The sequence below is a fragment of the Pinibacter soli genome (assembly GCF_029961145.1).
GTDB lineage: Bacteria > Bacteroidota > Bacteroidia > Chitinophagales > Chitinophagaceae > Pinibacter > Pinibacter soli.
In genome coordinates, this window is sequence record NZ_JASBRG010000007.1 from 106720 (window position 1) to 124623 (window position 17904).

The following is a 17904-nucleotide window of genomic DNA, read 5'->3' on the forward strand; positions in this document are numbered from 1 at the left end:
ATTTGACACTTATTTGACATAATCTGCTCTATTTACCATGATTTATACCTGCAGCCGGCTGTGAATGTTTTATTTTTGCGGAAAATTTAAACCAGTGGCTATGATGAAAGCGAAGGCCTTATTGTTTGACATGAACGGAACAATGATCGATGACATGGCATATCACGCCAAAGCCTGGTACAATATTCTGAACGATGACCTGCGGGCGGGGTTGACTTATGATGAGGTGAAAAAAGAAATGTATGGAAAGAATGATGAAGTGCTTGTGAGAATTTTCGGTCCTTCAAAGTTTAGCCTGGCGGAAATGACAGCGTTATCCATTGAAAAGGAAAAACGCTACCAGCAGGAATATTTGCCTTTCTTAAAATTGATCGATGGGTTGAAGGAATTATTGGTTGTTGCAAAATCACAAGGCGTGAAACTGGCGATAGGCTCTGCGGCGATTCCTTTTAATATTGATTTTGTGTTGGACAACCTGCACATCCGCGAATACTTTCCCGTAATTGTAAGTGCAGATGATGTGGCCATAAGCAAACCCCATCCTGAAACGTTCACGAAAGCAGCGGAGCTGTTGGGCGTTGCTCCGGAAGATTGTATAGTATTTGAAGATGCACCAAAAGGCGTAGAAGCCGCACAAAATGCGGGAATGCAATCAATCGTGTTAACCACCATGCATGAAAAAGAAGAGTTTGCACAATATTCCAACGTTAGAGGATTCATTAAAGATTACACCGATCCGCATTTAATTTCGCTCCTGTAGAGACGCATGCGTCTCAGGTGTTGCACCCTATTTGTGTGACATTTTTTTAACCACAGAGGTAAGGAGATTTTTTTCACAGAGGAACGGAGATATATCTGAAAGTCAAACGCTCCGATAATATTTAGGTCGCCGCACAGCGACCTTTTTTACTTTTGATTTTTGACTTCTTCGAATAAAAAAAGCCCCGATGTAGACACATCGGGACTTTTGGTATTTGGAATTGATTAGTTTCTGAAGCAAATATAGGTAAAAAATCGACTTTGGAAATTTTACTCAAAGTTAATTTTTCAGAATATACGTATGAGCTGGTAAATTCGCTGTAGTACTTACACCAGATAATTCTTTTTTTGACTCTAACTTATTATTAACACCCATCTTAACCTCTTTCGTATGATGCACCTGTGCTAATGTAGGAGCGATTACCAAAGACACAATTGACATCAGTTTGATCAAAATGTTCATTGATGGTCCTGAAGTATCTTTGAATGGATCACCTACAGTATCACCGGTTACAGAAGCTTTATGTGGCTCTGATTTTTTGTAATAAGTTTCTCCGTTAATTTCTACACCTTTCTCAAAAGATTTTTTTGCGTTGTCCCATGCACCGCCGGCATTGTTTTGGAACATGCCCATCAACACACCACTCACTGTAGCGCCGGCAAGGAAACCGCCTAATGCTTCAGGTCCTAGAATAAAACCCATCAGCAATGGAGAGATCAAAGCAATCGCACCTGGCAGCATCATTTTTTTGATGGACGCGTCTGTAGAGATCGCAACGCATTTTTCATACTCAGGTTTTCCTGTACCTTCCATTATGCCTGGAATGGTACGGAACTGGCGACGAACTTCTTCCACCATGGCCATAGCAGCTTGTCCAACCGCACGGATAGCAAGAGAAGAAAATACAAACGGGATCATACCGCCTATGAATAAAGAAGCCAATACATCGGCTTTGTAAATATCAATACCCTTGATTCCTGCAACACCAACGAAAGCGGCAAACAACGCCAGCGCCGTTAATGCAGCAGAAGCAATCGCGAAACCTTTACCGGTTGCAGCGGTGGTGTTACCAACGGCATCCAGTATGTCGGTTTTTTCACGCACTTCTTTAGGCAATTCACTCATCTCAGCAATACCACCTGCGTTATCTGCAATCGGACCGAAAGCGTCGATCGCCAATTGCATGGCAGTGGTTGCCATCATACCGGCAGCAGCGATTGCCACGCCATATAATCCGGCAAAAGCATAAGAACCATAAATACCGCCAGCCAAAACAAGGATCGGCAGAAAAGTAGATTCCATACCCACCGCAAGACCGCCGATAACGTTGGTCGCGTGACCAGTAGCTGATTGTTTTACAATACTCATCACCGGTTTTTTACCCATCGCTGTGTAATATTCAGTGATGATGCTCATCAGCGTACCAACCACCAAACCGACAACGATGGCTCCGAACACGTCATTGCTGGTGAACTCAAAACCTCTTAATGTCATTGGTGTATCGGGAAGAATATTTTTGGTAAGGAAGAAAGCAGCAATAGCAGTAAGGACAATTGATCCCCAGTTACCCATGTTCAACGCTCTTTGAACCGCACTGGTACTGATTCCTGCAGATTCAGAAATTCGCACGAAGAATGTTCCGATGATAGAGAACAAAATGCCAACACCTGCAATTATCATTGGCAGCAGGATAGGAGAGTATCCGTTAAATGCGTCCTGCGCAATAGTTTCCTGACCTAGTACCATTGTTGCCAAAACAGTTGCTACATAAGAACCGAACAAGTCAGCACCCATTCCGGCAACGTCACCCACGTTATCACCCACGTTATCTGCAATGGTAGCAGGGTTGCGCGGATCATCTTCCGGAATACCGGCTTCTACTTTACCAACAAGATCCGCACCTACGTCAGCAGCTTTGGTATAAATACCGCCGCCCACGCGGGCAAACAATGCGATAGATTCCGCACCGAGCGAAAATCCGGTCAGCACCTCAATGGCACGTGTCACCATGTGATCGTTTGCCATTGCATCCGGAGCAAATATGTGTACTAGAATAATAAACAAGCTTCCGAGACCAAGAACTGCAAGTCCGGCAACACCCAGACCCATTACGGAACCGCCGGTGAAAGAAACGTTCAATGCTTTGGCCAAGCTGGTTCTTGCGGCCTGTGCCGTACGCACATTGGCTTTGGTGGCAACACGCATACCGATGAAACCGGCGAGTGCGCTGAAAATAGCACCCAAAACAAAAGCAATACAAATTGACCAGTGGGACTCAGGGTTACGGCTTCCCATAAAGCCGAGCAAACATGCAGCGATTACCACGAAATACGCAAGAATCTTATATTCTGCCTTCAGAAACGCCATGGCCCCCTCAGCAATGTATTTGGCGATCTCTTTCATTCGGTCAGAACCGGCATCCTGCTTTGAAACCCAGGCGAATTTTATAAAAGTGTACAGTAGTCCTATCGCGCCCATCGCAGGAACCAAATAAATCAGTTTGTCCATACAAGTTAATCGTTGTTTTAATGTGGTTGTAATATATAATTCTATAAATATAGGCTTTGCCAATTAAGTTGTGAAACTGCGGGCCAATTTTGTTTGGGGATTTTTATCAGTTTTATTTCGGGTAAAAATTGTTATGCGGTCAATATATTGGCATCTATTCTCATCATATTACACTATATTTCGTACTGCGAATTTGGTTTATCCCTAAGTTTGCGCGGTCAAAAAACAACAAGTTTAAGTTGAAGCACCGTGCGGGGCCAATTAATAATTAATAAAGAATAATTAATAGGGCTGCCGTCATTGAAAAAATGCAGCATATCCAAGGCCCTTTGATACCGCCAGATAGGTGAAATGTCAAAGTTTTAGAGAGTCGAAATATTAATTATCAATTATTAATTATTAATTCGCCTTGCAAAATTTTACTAAATAGAACAGAATAAAAATACATTCCTATGTTTCGAATAGACGATAAACATGCCGTTATAACAGGAGCAGGAAGCGGGATCGGGAAAGCAGTAGCATTGGTGTTTGCCAAACAAGGCGCCATTGTGCACGTGCTGGATGTGCAGGAAAATGCAGCGCTGCAAACAGTAAATGACATTACATCTGCCGGAGGACGGGCACAGGCTCATGTGTGCGACGTAACTAATCAAAAGCAGGTTACAGAGTTATTCAATTCAATTGAAAAGGTTGACATACTGGTGAATAGTGCCGGTATATCTCACATTGGTAGTGCCGACAATACCAGCGAAAGCGATTTTGACAAAGTGTATTCTGTAAATGTGAAAGGCGTTTATAATTGCTTGTATGCCGCCATTCCGCGAATGAAGACGAACAAAGGTGGTGTGATTGTAAACATGTCATCCATTGCTGCAGTAGTTGGTCTAGCGGACAGGTTTGCGTACTCCATGAGTAAAGGCGCGGTGTATGCAATGACGATGTCTGTTGCAAAAGATTATCTTGCAGATAATATCCGTTGTAATTCCATTGCACCGGCAAGGGTTCATACACCATTCGTAGATGGATTTTTGCAAAAGAATTATCCAGGTCAGGAAAAAGAAATGTACGAGAAACTATCTAAAACACAGCCGATCGGCCGCATGGGTAAACCAGATGAGATCGCTAATCTCATTTTGTTCCTTTGCAGTGACGAAGCGGGTTTCATCACCGGCTGCGATTACCCGATAGATGGTGGCTTTATAAAACTAAATACATAAGACGGAACGCAGATCTTCAAGATTGTCATGATTCGCTATGATTTTTTTTGAAGAAATCATAGCAAATCACAGACTCTCTAAATTTGTGTTTGATTCAATAATAAAATTTAGAACGTAGTATAAAAAGAGGAATCATAACAAATCATGACAATCTTGAAAATCTGCGTTCGCTCTCTCAAAAAATCATTCAATGAAACTTATTCGTTACGGTAGTTTTGAACAGGAAAAAACAGGTGTTATCATTAATGGTGTACAATACGATACATCTGATTTTGGTGAAGATTACAATGAGAAATTTTTCGCTACAGATGGTATTAAACGTCTTGCAGAATTTGTAGAAAAAAACAAAGGTTCTTTAAAAGAAATTCCTGCGGGAAGCCGTCTTGGTTCGCCATTGGCAAGACCTTCTAAAATTGTGTGCATCGGATTGAACTATGCCGACCATGCGAAAGAAACCGGCGCCGCGTTGCCTCCGGAGCCTGTAATTTTTATGAAATCAACTACTGCATTATGCGGGCCATATGATGAGGTGGTTATTCCAAAGAATTCTGTAAAAACAGACTGGGAAGTGGAACTTGCAGTTGTGATTGGCAAAAAAGCTTCCTATGTAGAAGAAAAAGATGCGATGGATTACGTTGCAGGATATTGCCTTCACAATGATATCAGCGAAAGGGAATTTCAATTGGAAAGAAACGGTACTTGGGATAAAGGTAAAGGTTGCGACACTTTCGCCCCGATGGGCCCATTCCTTGCCACTAAAGATGAAATTAAAGATGTAAACAATTTGCGTCTCTGGTTAACACTCAATGGCAAATCCATGCAGGACGGAAATACTTCCAACTTCATCTTTAATGTGGCGTTTGTTATCGCTTACGTCAGCAAGTTTATGACCTTGCTTCCGGGCGATATCATTTCCACAGGAACACCTGCCGGTGTAGGTTTAGGCATGAACCCAAATGTATACGTTAAGCCAGGAGATGTAATGGAGCTGGGGATCGATGGATTGGGCGTTTCGAGACAAGTGGCGAAAGCGTGGACGAAGTAATTAATAATTAATAAAGGATAATTAATAGGGTGGCATTCGTTATTGAATGCCACTTTTTTTATGATTAAACTGTTCATTCATCAGTTGCGGATGCGCTTAAATCGCGGACTGCCTTATTAATTATTCTTTATTAATTATTAATTGGCACTTCACCCTGTAATATTTCAATCCGTTCTGTTACAAACATTAAGAATGAATTTCTGATCCAATAAAGTACACGGAATCAATTTCTTCTGTACTTTTCAGGCAGAATGGTATTTTTGTCCAATTTTAAAAAACAATTGAATGTCGTCCCATCAGCTTTTTGTACTATTTCTTATCTCGATTTTACTGGTAATGCTTCCCTCATTTGGTATCGCGGGAATGTTTAAAAAAGCAGGTGTTCCTACCTGGAAAGCTTATGTACCTTTTTACAATACTTATATAATGCAGAAGTTGGCAGACAGGCCCGTACATTGGGTTTACTGGCAATTCATTCCCATCGTTGGCTGGTTTATCACCATGGGGATTTTTATCGAGTGGGTAAAAGTATTTGGCAAGTTTGCATTTTGGGAACATGCGGCAGCGGCTTTGGTGCCGTTTCTTTATTTCCCGTATATCGCTGCTAACAAGGACGACCGGTTTTTGGGTTCTGCGGTAGTAAAAAAACACAGAAAATCAACTGCCCGCGAGTGGATCGACGCAGGTATTTTTGCGGTTGTGGCTGCCACACTTATCCGCACTTTTGTTTTTGAGGCTTATACCATTCCAACCGGTTCAATGGAGAAAACATTGCTGATAAACGACTTCTTGTTTGTAAGCAAATTCAAATACGGTCCGCGGATTCCGAATACGCCACTGGCAGTGCCTTTTGTACATCACACAATGCCATTTGGCAACGGCAAATCCTACACTGAAATTGTAAGCCTTCCATACATACGTTGGTTCGCTTCTCCCGTTAACAGAAACGATGTAGTCGTTTTCAATTTCCCCACAGGTGATACAGTGATCAACAAAGAAGAATTTCAATCGAAAGACCCTTATTATGATGTGGCCCGCCGTTTAGGCAATGGCGACATCAATATTGGTAGAAACATCATTCTAAACGATCCTGAAACTTATCCGCTCGTAATTCGTCCTGTGGATAAAAAAGAGAATTATATCAAAAGATGTGTAGCAATCGCAGGCGACACATTGGAAGTTAAAGAAGGTGTTGTTTTCATAAACGGCAAACAAAATTTCATTCCGCCGCAATCTGAAATCCCTTACGAAATCGAGACTTCCGGTCAACCGCTCGATCCGCAGATCATGAGAGATGAATATAATATTGACATTGAGAACCCGGAAGAATTTCAACCTTATGGTGGCAACAAATTTACTATGTTGCTAACGCAGGAGGCGGTAGACAAAATGAAAAAGAACGGTCTTGCAAAAACTATTAAACCACAATTGCAACAGCCTTCAGATATTCCCGCACAAATGTGGGGACAGGTGACCTGGCCTTACGACACACTGCACAAATGGACCGTTGATGATTTTGGTCCGTTGTGGATCCCTGCCAAAGGTGCGACGCTTACATTGACGCCACAGAATTATTCAGTGTATGAAAGGGCAATCCGCACTTACGAAGGCAATAAGCTGGAAGTAAGAAACGGCAAGTATTACATAAACGATGTGGAAACTAACCAGTATACATTTAAACTGAATTATTACTGGATGATGGGAGATAACCGTCACGGTTCACAGGATTCACGCTACTGGGGCTTTGTTCCGGAAGATCACATCGTAGGCTCTGCCTCATTGATTTGGATGAGCTGGGACAAAGGAATCAGATGGAAGAGATTGTTTAAAACGATTAAATAGTAGAACTAGGAACGCTGATTTTCATGATCGTCATGATTAGTTATGATCTTTTGATTTGAGTTACCAGGTTTTTAAGGGTTTAGTAATGGCTGACACACGAAAACCCAATTTTCAAATCATAATAATCATGAAAATCTTGAAAATCTGCGTTCCGTTCTCTTAATGTATTATCATGGAGCAAAAACACATAAACCTCGTCTTCGAGAAATACAATTCCATAAACGAGTTGCAACCGGATGATGCACTGTTGCTTCGTAAAGCAATAGATGCCACTGGTCTTGCATATGCTCCTTATTCGAAATTCAATGTGGGCGCGGCCGCAAAACTTGCCAACGGCGAGATCGTTGTAGGGGCCAACCAGGAAAATGCGTCGTATCCTGTTGGCATATGCGCAGAGCGAACACTGCTTTCTGCTGCGTCGTCTTTGTTTCCCAATGTTGCCATCGATACAATGGCCATAAGCTACAAAAGCACCGAGCTGGAAAGCGACCATCCCATTACTCCCTGCGGAGTTTGCAGGCAAACACTACACGAGTTCCAATTGCGGGTAAAACAAAGCATGCGATTGATCCTGGCAGGCGAGAAAGGCGAAGTTTACATTTTATCCGATGCGGATATTTTGCTGCCTTTATCATTTTCTGCGACTGATCTACAATAAAGTTTTATTTTTTTCGTTACCAGTATATCTTGTCCTTGTTCTTCCCCTCCTTAAAAACCGTAAATTATAACCGGCCGGCTGCTTCGCTGAGAGTTCTAAAATCTTGTATTGTTTTTTGTATAAAAAACTGGCTCAAAAATTGTTTAGCGAGATATACGTTTAATAAATTATGAAAAAATTACTCATTTTTTTAATCGCAGTAAGCCCTTTGTTATCAATGGCTCAGCCGTTTCACATTACGCTGTTTGGTGGATTGTCAAATTACCAGGGGGATTTGCAAGACAAACCGTACACATTTAGCGGTTCTAAGGCAGCATTTGGCTTGGGGGCACAATGTGACATCAATAATCATCTTTCTGTAAAGGCGGGAATGATGTTCGGCAGAGTTGGGGCCGATGATAAGAACAGCGTTGATGTTTACAGAAAAGCACGTAATCTTAATTTTCAAAGCAACATAACTGAAGGAAGTGTTTTGGCACAATATGATTTCTTTGACCTTTCTGAGAAAAGATTGAGCCCGTATGTATTTGCAGGCATTGGCTTTTATCATTTCAATCCGTACAGCTATGACACACTCGGAAGAAAAGTTTTCCTGCAACCATTGAGCACAGAAGGACAAGGCTTGGCGCAATATCCTGATAGAAAGCCTTATCACCTTACTCAATTTACAATTCCATTTGGCATAGGTCTTCATTTCAAATTGGCGGAGAACCTTGTTCTTGGCTATGAAATGGGCTTCCGTCCGGCACTGACAGACTATCTCGATGACGTAAGCAAAACATATGTTGATCACGATGCATTACTGGCAGCAAAAGGTCCGCTGGCAGTGGAAATGTCTTATCGTGGTGATGAATTAAAAAATGGCGATCCAACTTATCCGCCAGATGGTGAGAAAAGAGGAGGAGCAAACAGAAAAGACTGGTACTATTTTTCAGGCTTTTCGCTTAGCATAGGCCTCAGCAAAAATGGACACACGCCGAAAGGGTTGGGTTGTCCGACGAGAGTTTATTAATAATGGAAAATCGCAAGTGGAAAATTGAAAATGGTCGGTAGGGCGAATGGCTATAATTTTTCCAATAATTTTCCACTTTCAATTTTCCATTAAATCAAGCCTTATCATAAAAAAGTCAATGAAGTTGTTCATTGACTTTTTTTATGAATTGTCGTAAATATGCCAGAAAAACAATTAATCAAATTCCTTGAAAATATTTTCATTTCTACCTCCTGTTCAACGTAAAAGAAAGATGATGCAAGAGCTGGCGGGAATAATTAATTAATATCGTGAAAGAAAAATTTTTATCCACTTCAAATTTTTAATCAACTTGATTGGCAGGGCGAATGCGATTCTCCCTACAGGGCGCCCAGCATTTTCAACTTTCAATTTTCAATTCGGATGCGCTACAGCACGATAAACAACATGCCTGTCAATATCGGCGTGCCGTTTTTCAAATCGATTACATAAGAATAACCACCCATTGGGCATAGGTTGCCCTGGTATTTACCATCCCACACCGGAGATTCGGCGCCGATTGCTGAATAAACACACTGTCCAAACCTGTTATAGACCTTTACGGTAGAAGTCGGATATACCTGCAGCGATTCGAGGCGCCAGTAATCATTTGCGCCATCATTATTGGGGGAAAATGCATTAGGGATAAGCAGTTTTTTAAAGACCTTCACAAATACGTCGTCAGTAGCCGTTGGGCAATTATGTGCCGATGTTACCACGAGGGTATAAGAGACATCTTTTGCAGGATTCACAGTTGGCTGCAAAGTGCTTTCTCCTGAAATGTCGGTAGCCGGCTGCCAGCTATAACTGATATCATCGCCCGAGGCCTGACCGTTTAGCGTGATGAATTGTCCCTGCAATATTTTTCTATCCGGGCCTGCATTTGCTGTTGGATTTTTCCAAACGGTTACTATAACGTCGTCAGAGCCGATGCACCCATTTGCGTCGGACGCGGAAACGCGATAAGTGATGGTTTGCGTAGGTGATGCCACTGGATTTGCGACTCCTGTGTTTGATAAAGCCGTAGGTGGCGACCAAACATAGTTAGCTCCACCAGAGGCTTGCAGGTTCGTCGATTCGCCGTTGCAAATCGCCACGTCCTGCCCCGCATTGATAACCGGCAGCGGATTCACTACCACATCGACTGAGCCGGTATTGGTACAGCTATTATTATCGGTGTACGTGAGTTTATAAGTGCCTGCGCTAACGGTATGTGCAGTCAATGTTGGGTTTTGGTCGGTTGAAGTAAAACTGTTTGGCCCGGCCCACGCGAACGCCTTGCCGGCATTGGCCGAGAGCTTTATGGTGTTGTTGTCGCAAACCGGACTATTGGAACCGATGCCTGTTGGTGGAATGGCATTTACCGTTACCGTTACTACGTTCGAGACAATTCTGCATGCAGTCGAATTTATATTTCCCAACTCTGCTGATACAATGCGGTATAGAACAACGCCTTTTCCTGTTGGCGTAAAATTAAGAGTAGTGGTAGTCGCGCCGGGTATGTCAGACCATGTCGCGCCATTGTCGGCGCTCTTTTGCCATTGATACGTTGGATTGCTATAGCCAGATGTAACCGTAGCCTGCAGCTGTACCGGCGCCAAAGCATTCTCACATTGATTCACACTGGGTGTGTGGGTAGTAGCATCTCCGGCATTCAGCATTGGACCACATGCACGAAAAGTAATGTCGTCCAGCGCGATATCGTTACCACAACCACCATCGGCGTTATTTGTCATGCGAATCACCACCTGGCTCACGTTTGCCGGTGTTTGAAAGAAAAGGCCATATTGTTTCCAAACCGGTGAAGTCGTGGACGGGATTTTCCCGGTGGAGTAAGTGCTCAGGACCGTTCCGGTAGTTGTTTCAATGCTGAAAGTAAGATTAGGTTCCTGTTGAGATCCTGGGCCACCGCAAGCAGATTGTCTAAGGATATTTACAACCCATGCTGCAAACTCATAAGTAGTGTTGCCACAAAGTCCCGTAACCGTTTGCTTGTAAAAGTCGCCATGTTGCAGGGAAGCATTCACCACCATCATATAGCCGTTTGGATCGTTGGGCGTATGATTGGTTAATGTGTGCCAGGAATCACCGAAACAACTGACAATAGAATTGCTAATTGTATAAAGGCCATCATTGGGGCAGCTGTTATTTCCCCAAAACGTATAAAATGTAACTGATGGATCCAATGCCGGACCGGGATTGGTGGCACCACTACCGAAAGTAATGTTCACTACAGGATCGCCAAGGCTGCCGCTGCATAATTGTTGGGCAAAGATTTGGGAACTAAAAAATGCAATCAGAATGCACAGAAGAAACAGTCTTTTCATGGCGGCGTGTCGTCGGGTGTAGGGACAAACTTACAAATTATTAATTTGAAAATTTGAAGATTTGAAAACGAAATGTGCGAGATTTTTTAATGAATCGACTGTTTTGTTATACCATGGTTAAAAGGATGGATGAGAGGAGTATCGTTTAAGGTTTAAGGTGTGGCAGCGAAATGTGAGAGAAGGAACACAGATTTTCATGATTGTCATGATCGGTGGTGATTTGAGATTTCAAATTTGAAGTCTTCTCAAATCTAAAAATTCAAATCATCAATAACCATGACAATCATGAAAATCCGCGTTCCTTCTCATTTTCAAATTTCCACATTTTCAAATTAATCTACATTTGCAGCATGGCATATAAAAATCAGCAGGAATTTATACAAGCGCTTGAAAGTGCAGGAGAGTTGGTTCGTATCAAAGAATATGTAAATCCGGCACTTGAGATAGCAGAGATAACAGACAGGATAAGCAAAAGCGGCAACGGCGGGAAGGCATTGTTGTTCGAAAATACAGGCTACGATTTTCCCGTACTCATGAATGCTTACGGCAGTGAAAAACGGATGTGCATGGCGCTTGGCGTAAATCACCTCGATGATGTTGCGAAGGAAATAGAGGGACTATTTAAAATGCTTTCCGCTCCGAAGGAAAATATTATCGACAAACTGAAACTGTTACCAAAGCTGAGCCAGTTTGCCAGTTGGATGCCCAAAGTAAAAAACGGGAGAGGTGAGTGCCAGGAAGTTGTAATGACGACTCCCGATATTACCAAACTGCCGGTGATCACTTGCTGGCCGAAAGATGGCGGTCCGTTTGTAACGCTGCCTGTTATTCATACAAAAGATCCCAACACGAATGCAAGAAACGTAGGCATGTATCGCATGCAGGTGTTTAGCCCTACACTTACGGGCATGCATTGGCATAAGCATAAAGTGAGTGCAAAACATTTCAGCGAATATAAAAAGCTGAATAAAAGAATGCCTGTGGCCGTGGCCCTTGGCGGAGACCCTGCGTATGCATACAGCGCCACTGCTCCATTGCCGGAGAATGTAGATGAATACATGCTGGCAGGTTTCTTACGTAAGAAAAAAGTGGAACTGGTAAAATGTATCACACAGCCCGAAATAGAAGTGCCCGCTGACGCAGACTTCATCATTGAAGGCCATGTTGATCCGGGTGATGAATTGATCTGGGAAGGTCCTTTTGGCGATCATACAGGGTATTATTCATTGCCTGATTGGTATCCGCGCTTTCACATCACTGCTATTACACATAAAAAGAATGCGGTTTATCCCGCAACAATCGTGGGTATTCCTCCACAGGAGGATGCATGGTTAGGGAAGGCCACAGAAAGAATATTTCTTGCACCGATCAAAATGACAATGGTGCCTGAGATCATTGACATGGACATGCCGATTGAAGGTGTGTTCCATAATTTGGTGATTGCACAAATTGAAAAATCTTATGCGGGCCAGGGACAAAAAGTAATGAACGCCATGTGGGGCGCTGGGCAAATGATGTTCAACAAAATTTTGGTACTGGGAGACCAGCACGTTAAAATACAGGATTACAAAGCACTGGCGAAATATGTATTTGCCAATTTAGATGTGGCAAACGATGTGATCATCAGCACAGGTCCGATGGATGTGCTTGATCACAGTTGTAACAAACTTGGATTTGGTGGCAAGATCTGCATTGACGGTACAAAAAAAATGGAAGAAGAAATTGAAGATTGCAACTGGTTGACGCCGACTGCATTTGCTTTGAATGAAAATTCTCTTCTTCAATTGTATACGGAAATTAGAAGCGTGAACACTGCGCTGCTGAAACATGGCGTTGGATGCATTATTGTTTCTATCGAAAAGAATAGAAGGCATCATGTAAAAGAAATGCATGAACAGCTTTGCAAACTTCCTGAAATGGAAGGCATCAAAATGATTTTATACGTTGAACATACAGTGGATGCAAAAGATCTGCCAACCGCATTGTGGCGCTTCTGCAACAATCTTGATCCGAAACGTGATTCGTTTTTAGTGAAAAACGCTTCAATTACGCAAGCTGGTAAAACCTTTGCCTGTCTTGGTCTTGATGGCACACGTAAAACCAAAGAACTTGATGGTTTTCAGCGTGACTGGCCGAATATTATCGTTGCCGCAGATGAAACCATCAAGTCAGTAGATGAAAAATGGAACAAGCTTGGTTTAGGCGCATTTCTTTCATCGCCATCTTTGAAGTACAAAGGACAAATGTATGGCGAAGAAGCTGTGGTGGAGTAGAGAGCACACAGATGACACAGATTTAGCAGATTAACACTGATTTTTTTGATTTGAGATTTGAAATTTAAGATTGGCGGCAGCTCTCCAATCTCAAATTTCAAATCTCAAATTGTTTTAGCAAAGTGCCCGAATATACAATACGATAATGCAGTCAGAAAGAAATCAGTGTAAATCCGTCTAATCCGTGTCATCTGTGTGCTATTGCTACTTGCGTGTTCTTATTTGCTGGTGCATGCTTAACCGGTGTTAAGACATAACCCTGTTTTTTCAACAAATTGATCACGCCCAAATCGCCCGGAAGATGCGCCGCGCCTACTGCAAAGAGACATGGCGTAGATTGAATGATATCATTAATTTTTATTGCCCAGTTTTTATTGCGGTTGTATAAAAGCAGATCGAGTGATTGGTTGATGTCGTCTTCCTTCATTACCATTTCCTGAATCTTGGAAAGGTCCTGACTTCTGTAGACATCTTCCAGATCGGTATCATCATTACTTTTTACATCAATGCTATCAATCATCTTCACGAGTTGATCAGCTTGCATTTTGTAAGGAATACTGTCAAAAATACTTGCCTGGTATGCCGCCGTTTCTAATCCTTTTATCTCCTTTCCATTTTTCTTTGCATAAGTCATGATCACTTGCTCCATACCATCTTTTTGCGGGCAATCCATTTTTTGTTCCGACAAAAGCGATGCGATAAAATAAGGCTTAAATTTTTCCATCATGCTGAATGGGATCATGGAAGGGTTCTTTGTAAAATAATCCTTCACTTTTTTGTAGTCACCCTCGCTCAACAGGTCCGCTAGCTTTTGATTGCCATTCATGCGAATGTACCTCAGTGCGCCCATCATCTCCATCATGTTGTCCATGTCAATTTCGAAATACACTTTGTCCGTCGTTCGTATAACATATTCCAGCGAGTCGCTCAATTGTGCATCATCCGAACATAAAATGTGCATGGTGCCAAAAAGATAAGATGGATGCGAAAGCCCATGACCGCTTATTTTCCAAAGCAATGAATTGGCCAAAGGCTCACTTTTGGCGACGGCAGATTTATTGGTAGTTTTCTGTGCGTACAGTCCCAGAGCAATGGCACAGAAAAGGATGAATGCGGTCAGTTTTTTCATACTTCTAATTTACTGAATTTGGAACGCAGATTTTGAAGATTATTATAATTTGAGATTTGAGAGAGTAGCATTAGAAGTTCGCAGCCCTCAACTTTCTGTGATCATAAACCCGAACACAAACAAAGCAAAGCGACAACCACATCACATTCACCAGCAATGAACCCAGAACATCGCTCGCGAAATGCACGTTGAGATAAATTCTGCTGAGTCCAATAAGTATGGCAATCACGGCGACAATAATGGAAAATACGATGCGAACAATCTTCCTAAACGGTAAGGTCCACAGCAGATACATAACAATGCCGCAAAAAGTAAACCCAACCATTGAATGTCCGCTGGGAAAACTATATCCTGCAACATAGTCAAGATGTTTAAATGGTGGACGTGCACGTTGAAAAACATTTTTAAGTAATGCACTCAGGAGCAAGCTCACAAAAGCAACAGATGCGACCAACGCCGCGGTATTTCTGTGTTTTGCACGAATCAACCAGAACAGTATCAGCAGATAAGTCGGTATTAAAAAGATGCCTGTCCCAAGCGATGTAATGAAAATTGCAATGCCATTGTTAGAGGGAGAGTGAAGGCGATTGACTTGTTCGAATACTGTCGAGTCGAACCAATCTTTTTTATTAACAACTATTTGATCTGCGATGATAGAAAAGAGAATAAAAGCAATGAAGAATAACGAGATCGCTAAAATAAAATCTCGCGTAAAAACTTCTATCCATGAAGGTCTTTGTGGTTGATTCAAATGGTTTTGTTTTGAGCGAATTTATTGTTGTTTGGATAATATTGTTTGTTAAAACGTAGCTCCTCGAATGAGATTGTTTCGCTCGATTGTTTATTATTTTACATTGATTTTGTAATTCGATCTTCTATTCTCCGCAACCAAGTTTTTATCAAACAGACTGTTAATACTGCATCTCGCAACCGCACGCACATTGCGAGGCAGGAAAAAAACAATAATGAACAGAAGAGATACTTTTACACTTTCGGCCATTGCTGAAGCAATCTCATTAGCAGACCGAAGTCTAATTTTTCTTAATCATGTCCTGAATCTTTTCTCTCTCTTCAGGCGTGTTTGCATTAATTTGCTCATGCGGAAATTCATTTTGCAACAGCTCAATATCATTGTCTTCAAGCACATGTTGCAAGCTGTTAAAGCCTTTTGCAACTCTAAGGCGCAGTAGTTCTATTCCTGTGGTTTCCCAAATGGTGATCACTGGTTCCGGCAAGTGATTTTCCGGGCCAATAAAAGTCGTTGCAATTTTTTCGTGATTTCGATGCGCTACAAGAGACTTCAATGATCGATTGGTTAGCAGTGGAAGATCACATGCAATCAATAACCACGCTACATCTGGAAATGCTTTGTTAGCAGCCAGCAATCCAGCGGCTGGGCCTTTGCCTTCGTCACCGTCGAAGATCAGATCGTAACCTTTAAACAATGCCTTTTGATCTTCGCGACATGAGATCAATATTTTATCCACGAGCGGCATTAAATGGTTGTACAGATAGAGCCATTGAGGCATGTCATGATATTCCAACAAGGACTTATCTGTCATCATCCGGCTGCTTTCACCGCCGCATAAGATCAGGGCATACAATGGCTGCTGGTATAAGGAGGGAGCTTCCATAGTTAAATTTACGATTCTTTGGGCCGCAATTCATGCGGTTGCGAATATTTATCACGATTGCTTTTGTTTAAGCCTAATAAAAAAGAGCCTCGAAAGGCTCTTCACAATTTATTATTTGCTTTTCTTTTTACTCATCCGATACTTTTTGTTAACCGCAGGACTGTTGAAATATTCATTCAGTTCTTCTTCGCTGATACCGTTTACAATTTCGATTGGAATATCTACCAGTTGTACTTGCGCCGCTTGCAGTTCGTCGCGCATCTTATTTGTCTTCTTTACAATATCCGGATCACGCTCACCAACTAAAGCATTATCGCGCAGCATGTATTCAAGCCTCTTGATTGCTCCGCGAACAAGAGTCGCCTGGTTCTGGTCGTATGTTTTTGTCGGCGACACAGCTTCTTTTACCGGAACAAGCGTAACGCCCACTGTTGGAAGAATTTTTCCCATATTTGCAGCGCTACTACCCGCAGTTGATGACGTGGCCAAAACAGTACCCGTCATAGCGGTCGTGGCAGAAGTAACATCGAACGTTGTTCTTGCTCCCTTGTTTTTCTTAACCGTTTTATCTAATTGAAGGAAAACGAATTTTAATTGTAAAATGTAAGTGCTGATCGATTTCGCAAGTGCCGCATGTTCCTGCACTGAATGCGGATAGTTGAGTGCATTTCTTACCACCACTTTAATAGTAGCTGTATCTCTCGCCATGAACTTGGTAGAGCCAACGAAACTCAGCATCACTGTTTTCATTTTTCCGGTATCCGTTTCCTTAACAAAGTCGTACGACGGAACCCATGTGAAAGTATCATCGCAACCATGAATAGTTGTTAAAGGCTTTAATGGTAAACTTGAGAAAAAGTTAACTCTTTCTATCGGGAAACTTCCGTTGTCGCACTGTATCTGAAACGATACAGTATCACCTTCGTCCACAGTAAGCATCGAACCAACGGTAGGCTTCACCAACGATGGAATAATATCTGTGCTATAGAAAACAAGTGTAAAAGAGGTATCGACTCTTTCCTTAGGGTTCAACGTACTTTGTACACCCAGACTTACGCGATAATCATAGTCATATTTTAATTTTCCGGAGAGGAAAAAACTTTTTTCAGCTTTAAACGTTAGTATGCCGTTATCCTTGTTGATCTTCAAACCAAGAGGGGCGTTTTTCAGGAACCAGAAATAATCTCTGCTTTCCCTGTTAATATCCAGCTTGTAATTAAGTGTTGAATCAACGTGAAGGGTAATGTATGGATTGAGATTTAGTATACGCAGCGTAGTGTCAGCTTTTTCAATCAAGGTATCAATCACTGTCGGTTTTACAGTGTCCGGCTTTACACGAGGTGTGGAATCGGATTGAGAAAAAGCGGTTTGACCCAGGATACATAATAACAATACTAAAAATTGAACACGAATTCTTCTCATGAAATAATGTTTTTTAGCCTGTTTTCTTAAAACAACTTGTGTAATCGATACAAGAATGCGCAATATTAGCGCTTTTATCG

Annotated in this window: 13 protein-coding genes; 7 read left to right on the forward strand and 6 right to left on the reverse strand. The window is 42.0% G+C overall.

The features are described from left to right. Positions 1–103 precede the first annotated feature (103 nt). A complete protein-coding gene (locus tag QJ048_RS11470) occupies positions 104–760 on the forward strand; it encodes an HAD family hydrolase (RefSeq protein ID WP_282336699.1) in 657 nt (218 codons plus the stop codon). A 279-nt stretch (positions 761–1039) separates the two neighbouring features. On the opposite strand, the gene QJ048_RS11475 is transcribed toward QJ048_RS11470, so the two are convergent. Next, positions 1040–3268: a sodium-translocating pyrophosphatase gene (locus QJ048_RS11475; RefSeq protein ID WP_282334493.1), complete on the reverse strand. Its 2229-nt coding sequence runs from the start codon at positions 3266–3268 to the stop codon at positions 1040–1042. Between the two features lie 452 nt (positions 3269–3720). Here QJ048_RS11475 and QJ048_RS11480 point away from each other — a divergent pair, with 452 nt between their 5' ends. The 5 genes from QJ048_RS11480 (at position 3721) to QJ048_RS11500 (ending at position 9042) form a co-directional block, all read left to right on the forward strand. Continuing rightward, entirely contained in the window at positions 3721–4485 is a 765-nt protein-coding gene (locus tag QJ048_RS11480) for an SDR family NAD(P)-dependent oxidoreductase (RefSeq protein WP_282334494.1), read from the forward strand. 190 nt (positions 4486–4675) lie between these two features. Beyond that, entirely contained in the window at positions 4676–5530 is an 855-nt protein-coding gene (locus QJ048_RS11485; RefSeq protein ID WP_282334495.1) for a fumarylacetoacetate hydrolase family protein, read from the forward strand. 285 nt (positions 5531–5815) lie between these two features. Next, entirely contained in the window at positions 5816–7372 is a 1557-nt protein-coding gene (locus tag QJ048_RS11490; protein ID WP_282334496.1) for a S26 family signal peptidase, read from the forward strand. 172 nt (positions 7373–7544) lie between these two features. Continuing rightward, complete coding sequence (locus QJ048_RS11495) at positions 7545–8030, forward strand: cytidine deaminase (RefSeq protein WP_282334497.1); 486 nt, start codon at positions 7545–7547, stop codon at positions 8028–8030. Between the two features lie 169 nt (positions 8031–8199). After that, positions 8200–9042: a DUF6089 family protein gene (locus QJ048_RS11500; protein WP_282334498.1), complete on the forward strand. Its 843-nt coding sequence runs from the start codon at positions 8200–8202 to the stop codon at positions 9040–9042. A gap of 386 nt (positions 9043–9428) precedes the next feature. Here QJ048_RS11500 and QJ048_RS11505 read toward each other — a convergent pair whose 3' ends face one another. After that, complete coding sequence (locus tag QJ048_RS11505; RefSeq protein WP_282334499.1) at positions 9429–11366, reverse strand: T9SS type B sorting domain-containing protein; 1938 nt, start codon at positions 11364–11366, stop codon at positions 9429–9431. A 350-nt stretch (positions 11367–11716) separates the two neighbouring features. Between QJ048_RS11505 and QJ048_RS11510 the strand changes: the two genes are divergently transcribed. Continuing rightward, positions 11717–13639 (forward strand): menaquinone biosynthesis decarboxylase, encoded by a 1923-nt coding sequence (locus tag QJ048_RS11510; RefSeq protein WP_282334500.1) that lies wholly within the window; start codon positions 11717–11719, stop codon positions 13637–13639. 187 nt (positions 13640–13826) lie between these two features. Here QJ048_RS11510 and QJ048_RS11515 read toward each other — a convergent pair whose 3' ends face one another. The 4 genes from QJ048_RS11515 to QJ048_RS11530 all read right to left on the reverse strand — a co-directional run bounded on the left by QJ048_RS11515 (position 13827) and on the right by QJ048_RS11530 (position 17824). Beyond that, complete coding sequence (locus tag QJ048_RS11515) at positions 13827–14768, reverse strand: TraB/GumN family protein (RefSeq protein WP_282334501.1); 942 nt, start codon at positions 14766–14768, stop codon at positions 13827–13829. Positions 14769–14838: 70 nt separating this feature from the next. Next, complete coding sequence (locus QJ048_RS11520) at positions 14839–15519, reverse strand: phosphatase PAP2 family protein (protein WP_282334502.1); 681 nt, start codon at positions 15517–15519, stop codon at positions 14839–14841. Positions 15520–15799: 280 nt separating this feature from the next. After that, entirely contained in the window at positions 15800–16402 is a 603-nt protein-coding gene (locus QJ048_RS11525) for an NTP transferase domain-containing protein (protein ID WP_282334503.1), read from the reverse strand. A gap of 111 nt (positions 16403–16513) precedes the next feature. Next, entirely contained in the window at positions 16514–17824 is a 1311-nt protein-coding gene (locus tag QJ048_RS11530; protein ID WP_282334504.1) for a hypothetical protein, read from the reverse strand. Positions 17825–17904: the final 80 nt, after the last annotated feature.

Excerpts from the sequence above, each read along its gene's own strand:
- QJ048_RS11470 (WP_282336699.1), top strand. The coding sequence starts at position 104 with ATGAAAGCGAAGGCCTTATTGTTTGACATGAACGGAACAATGATCGAT.
- QJ048_RS11495 (WP_282334497.1), top strand. The coding sequence starts at position 7,545 with ATGGAGCAAAAACACATAAACCTCGTCTTCGAGAAATACAATTCCATA.
- QJ048_RS11510 (WP_282334500.1), top strand. The coding sequence starts at position 11,717 with ATGGCATATAAAAATCAGCAGGAATTTATACAAGCGCTTGAAAGTGCA.
- QJ048_RS11490 (WP_282334496.1), top strand. The coding sequence starts at position 5,816 with ATGTCGTCCCATCAGCTTTTTGTACTATTTCTTATCTCGATTTTACTG.
- QJ048_RS11515 (WP_282334501.1), bottom strand. The coding sequence starts at position 14,768 with ATGAAAAAACTGACCGCATTCATCCTTTTCTGTGCCATTGCTCTGGGA.
- QJ048_RS11525 (WP_282334503.1), bottom strand. The coding sequence starts at position 16,402 with ATGGAAGCTCCCTCCTTATACCAGCAGCCATTGTATGCCCTGATCTTA.
- QJ048_RS11480 (WP_282334494.1), top strand. The coding sequence starts at position 3,721 with ATGTTTCGAATAGACGATAAACATGCCGTTATAACAGGAGCAGGAAGC.
- QJ048_RS11500 (WP_282334498.1), top strand. The coding sequence starts at position 8,200 with ATGAAAAAATTACTCATTTTTTTAATCGCAGTAAGCCCTTTGTTATCA.
- QJ048_RS11475 (WP_282334493.1), bottom strand. The coding sequence starts at position 3,268 with ATGGACAAACTGATTTATTTGGTTCCTGCGATGGGCGCGATAGGACTA.
- QJ048_RS11485 (WP_282334495.1), top strand. The coding sequence starts at position 4,676 with ATGAAACTTATTCGTTACGGTAGTTTTGAACAGGAAAAAACAGGTGTT.
- QJ048_RS11530 (WP_282334504.1), bottom strand. The coding sequence starts at position 17,824 with ATGAGAAGAATTCGTGTTCAATTTTTAGTATTGTTATTATGTATCCTG.
- QJ048_RS11505 (WP_282334499.1), bottom strand. The coding sequence starts at position 11,366 with ATGAAAAGACTGTTTCTTCTGTGCATTCTGATTGCATTTTTTAGTTCC.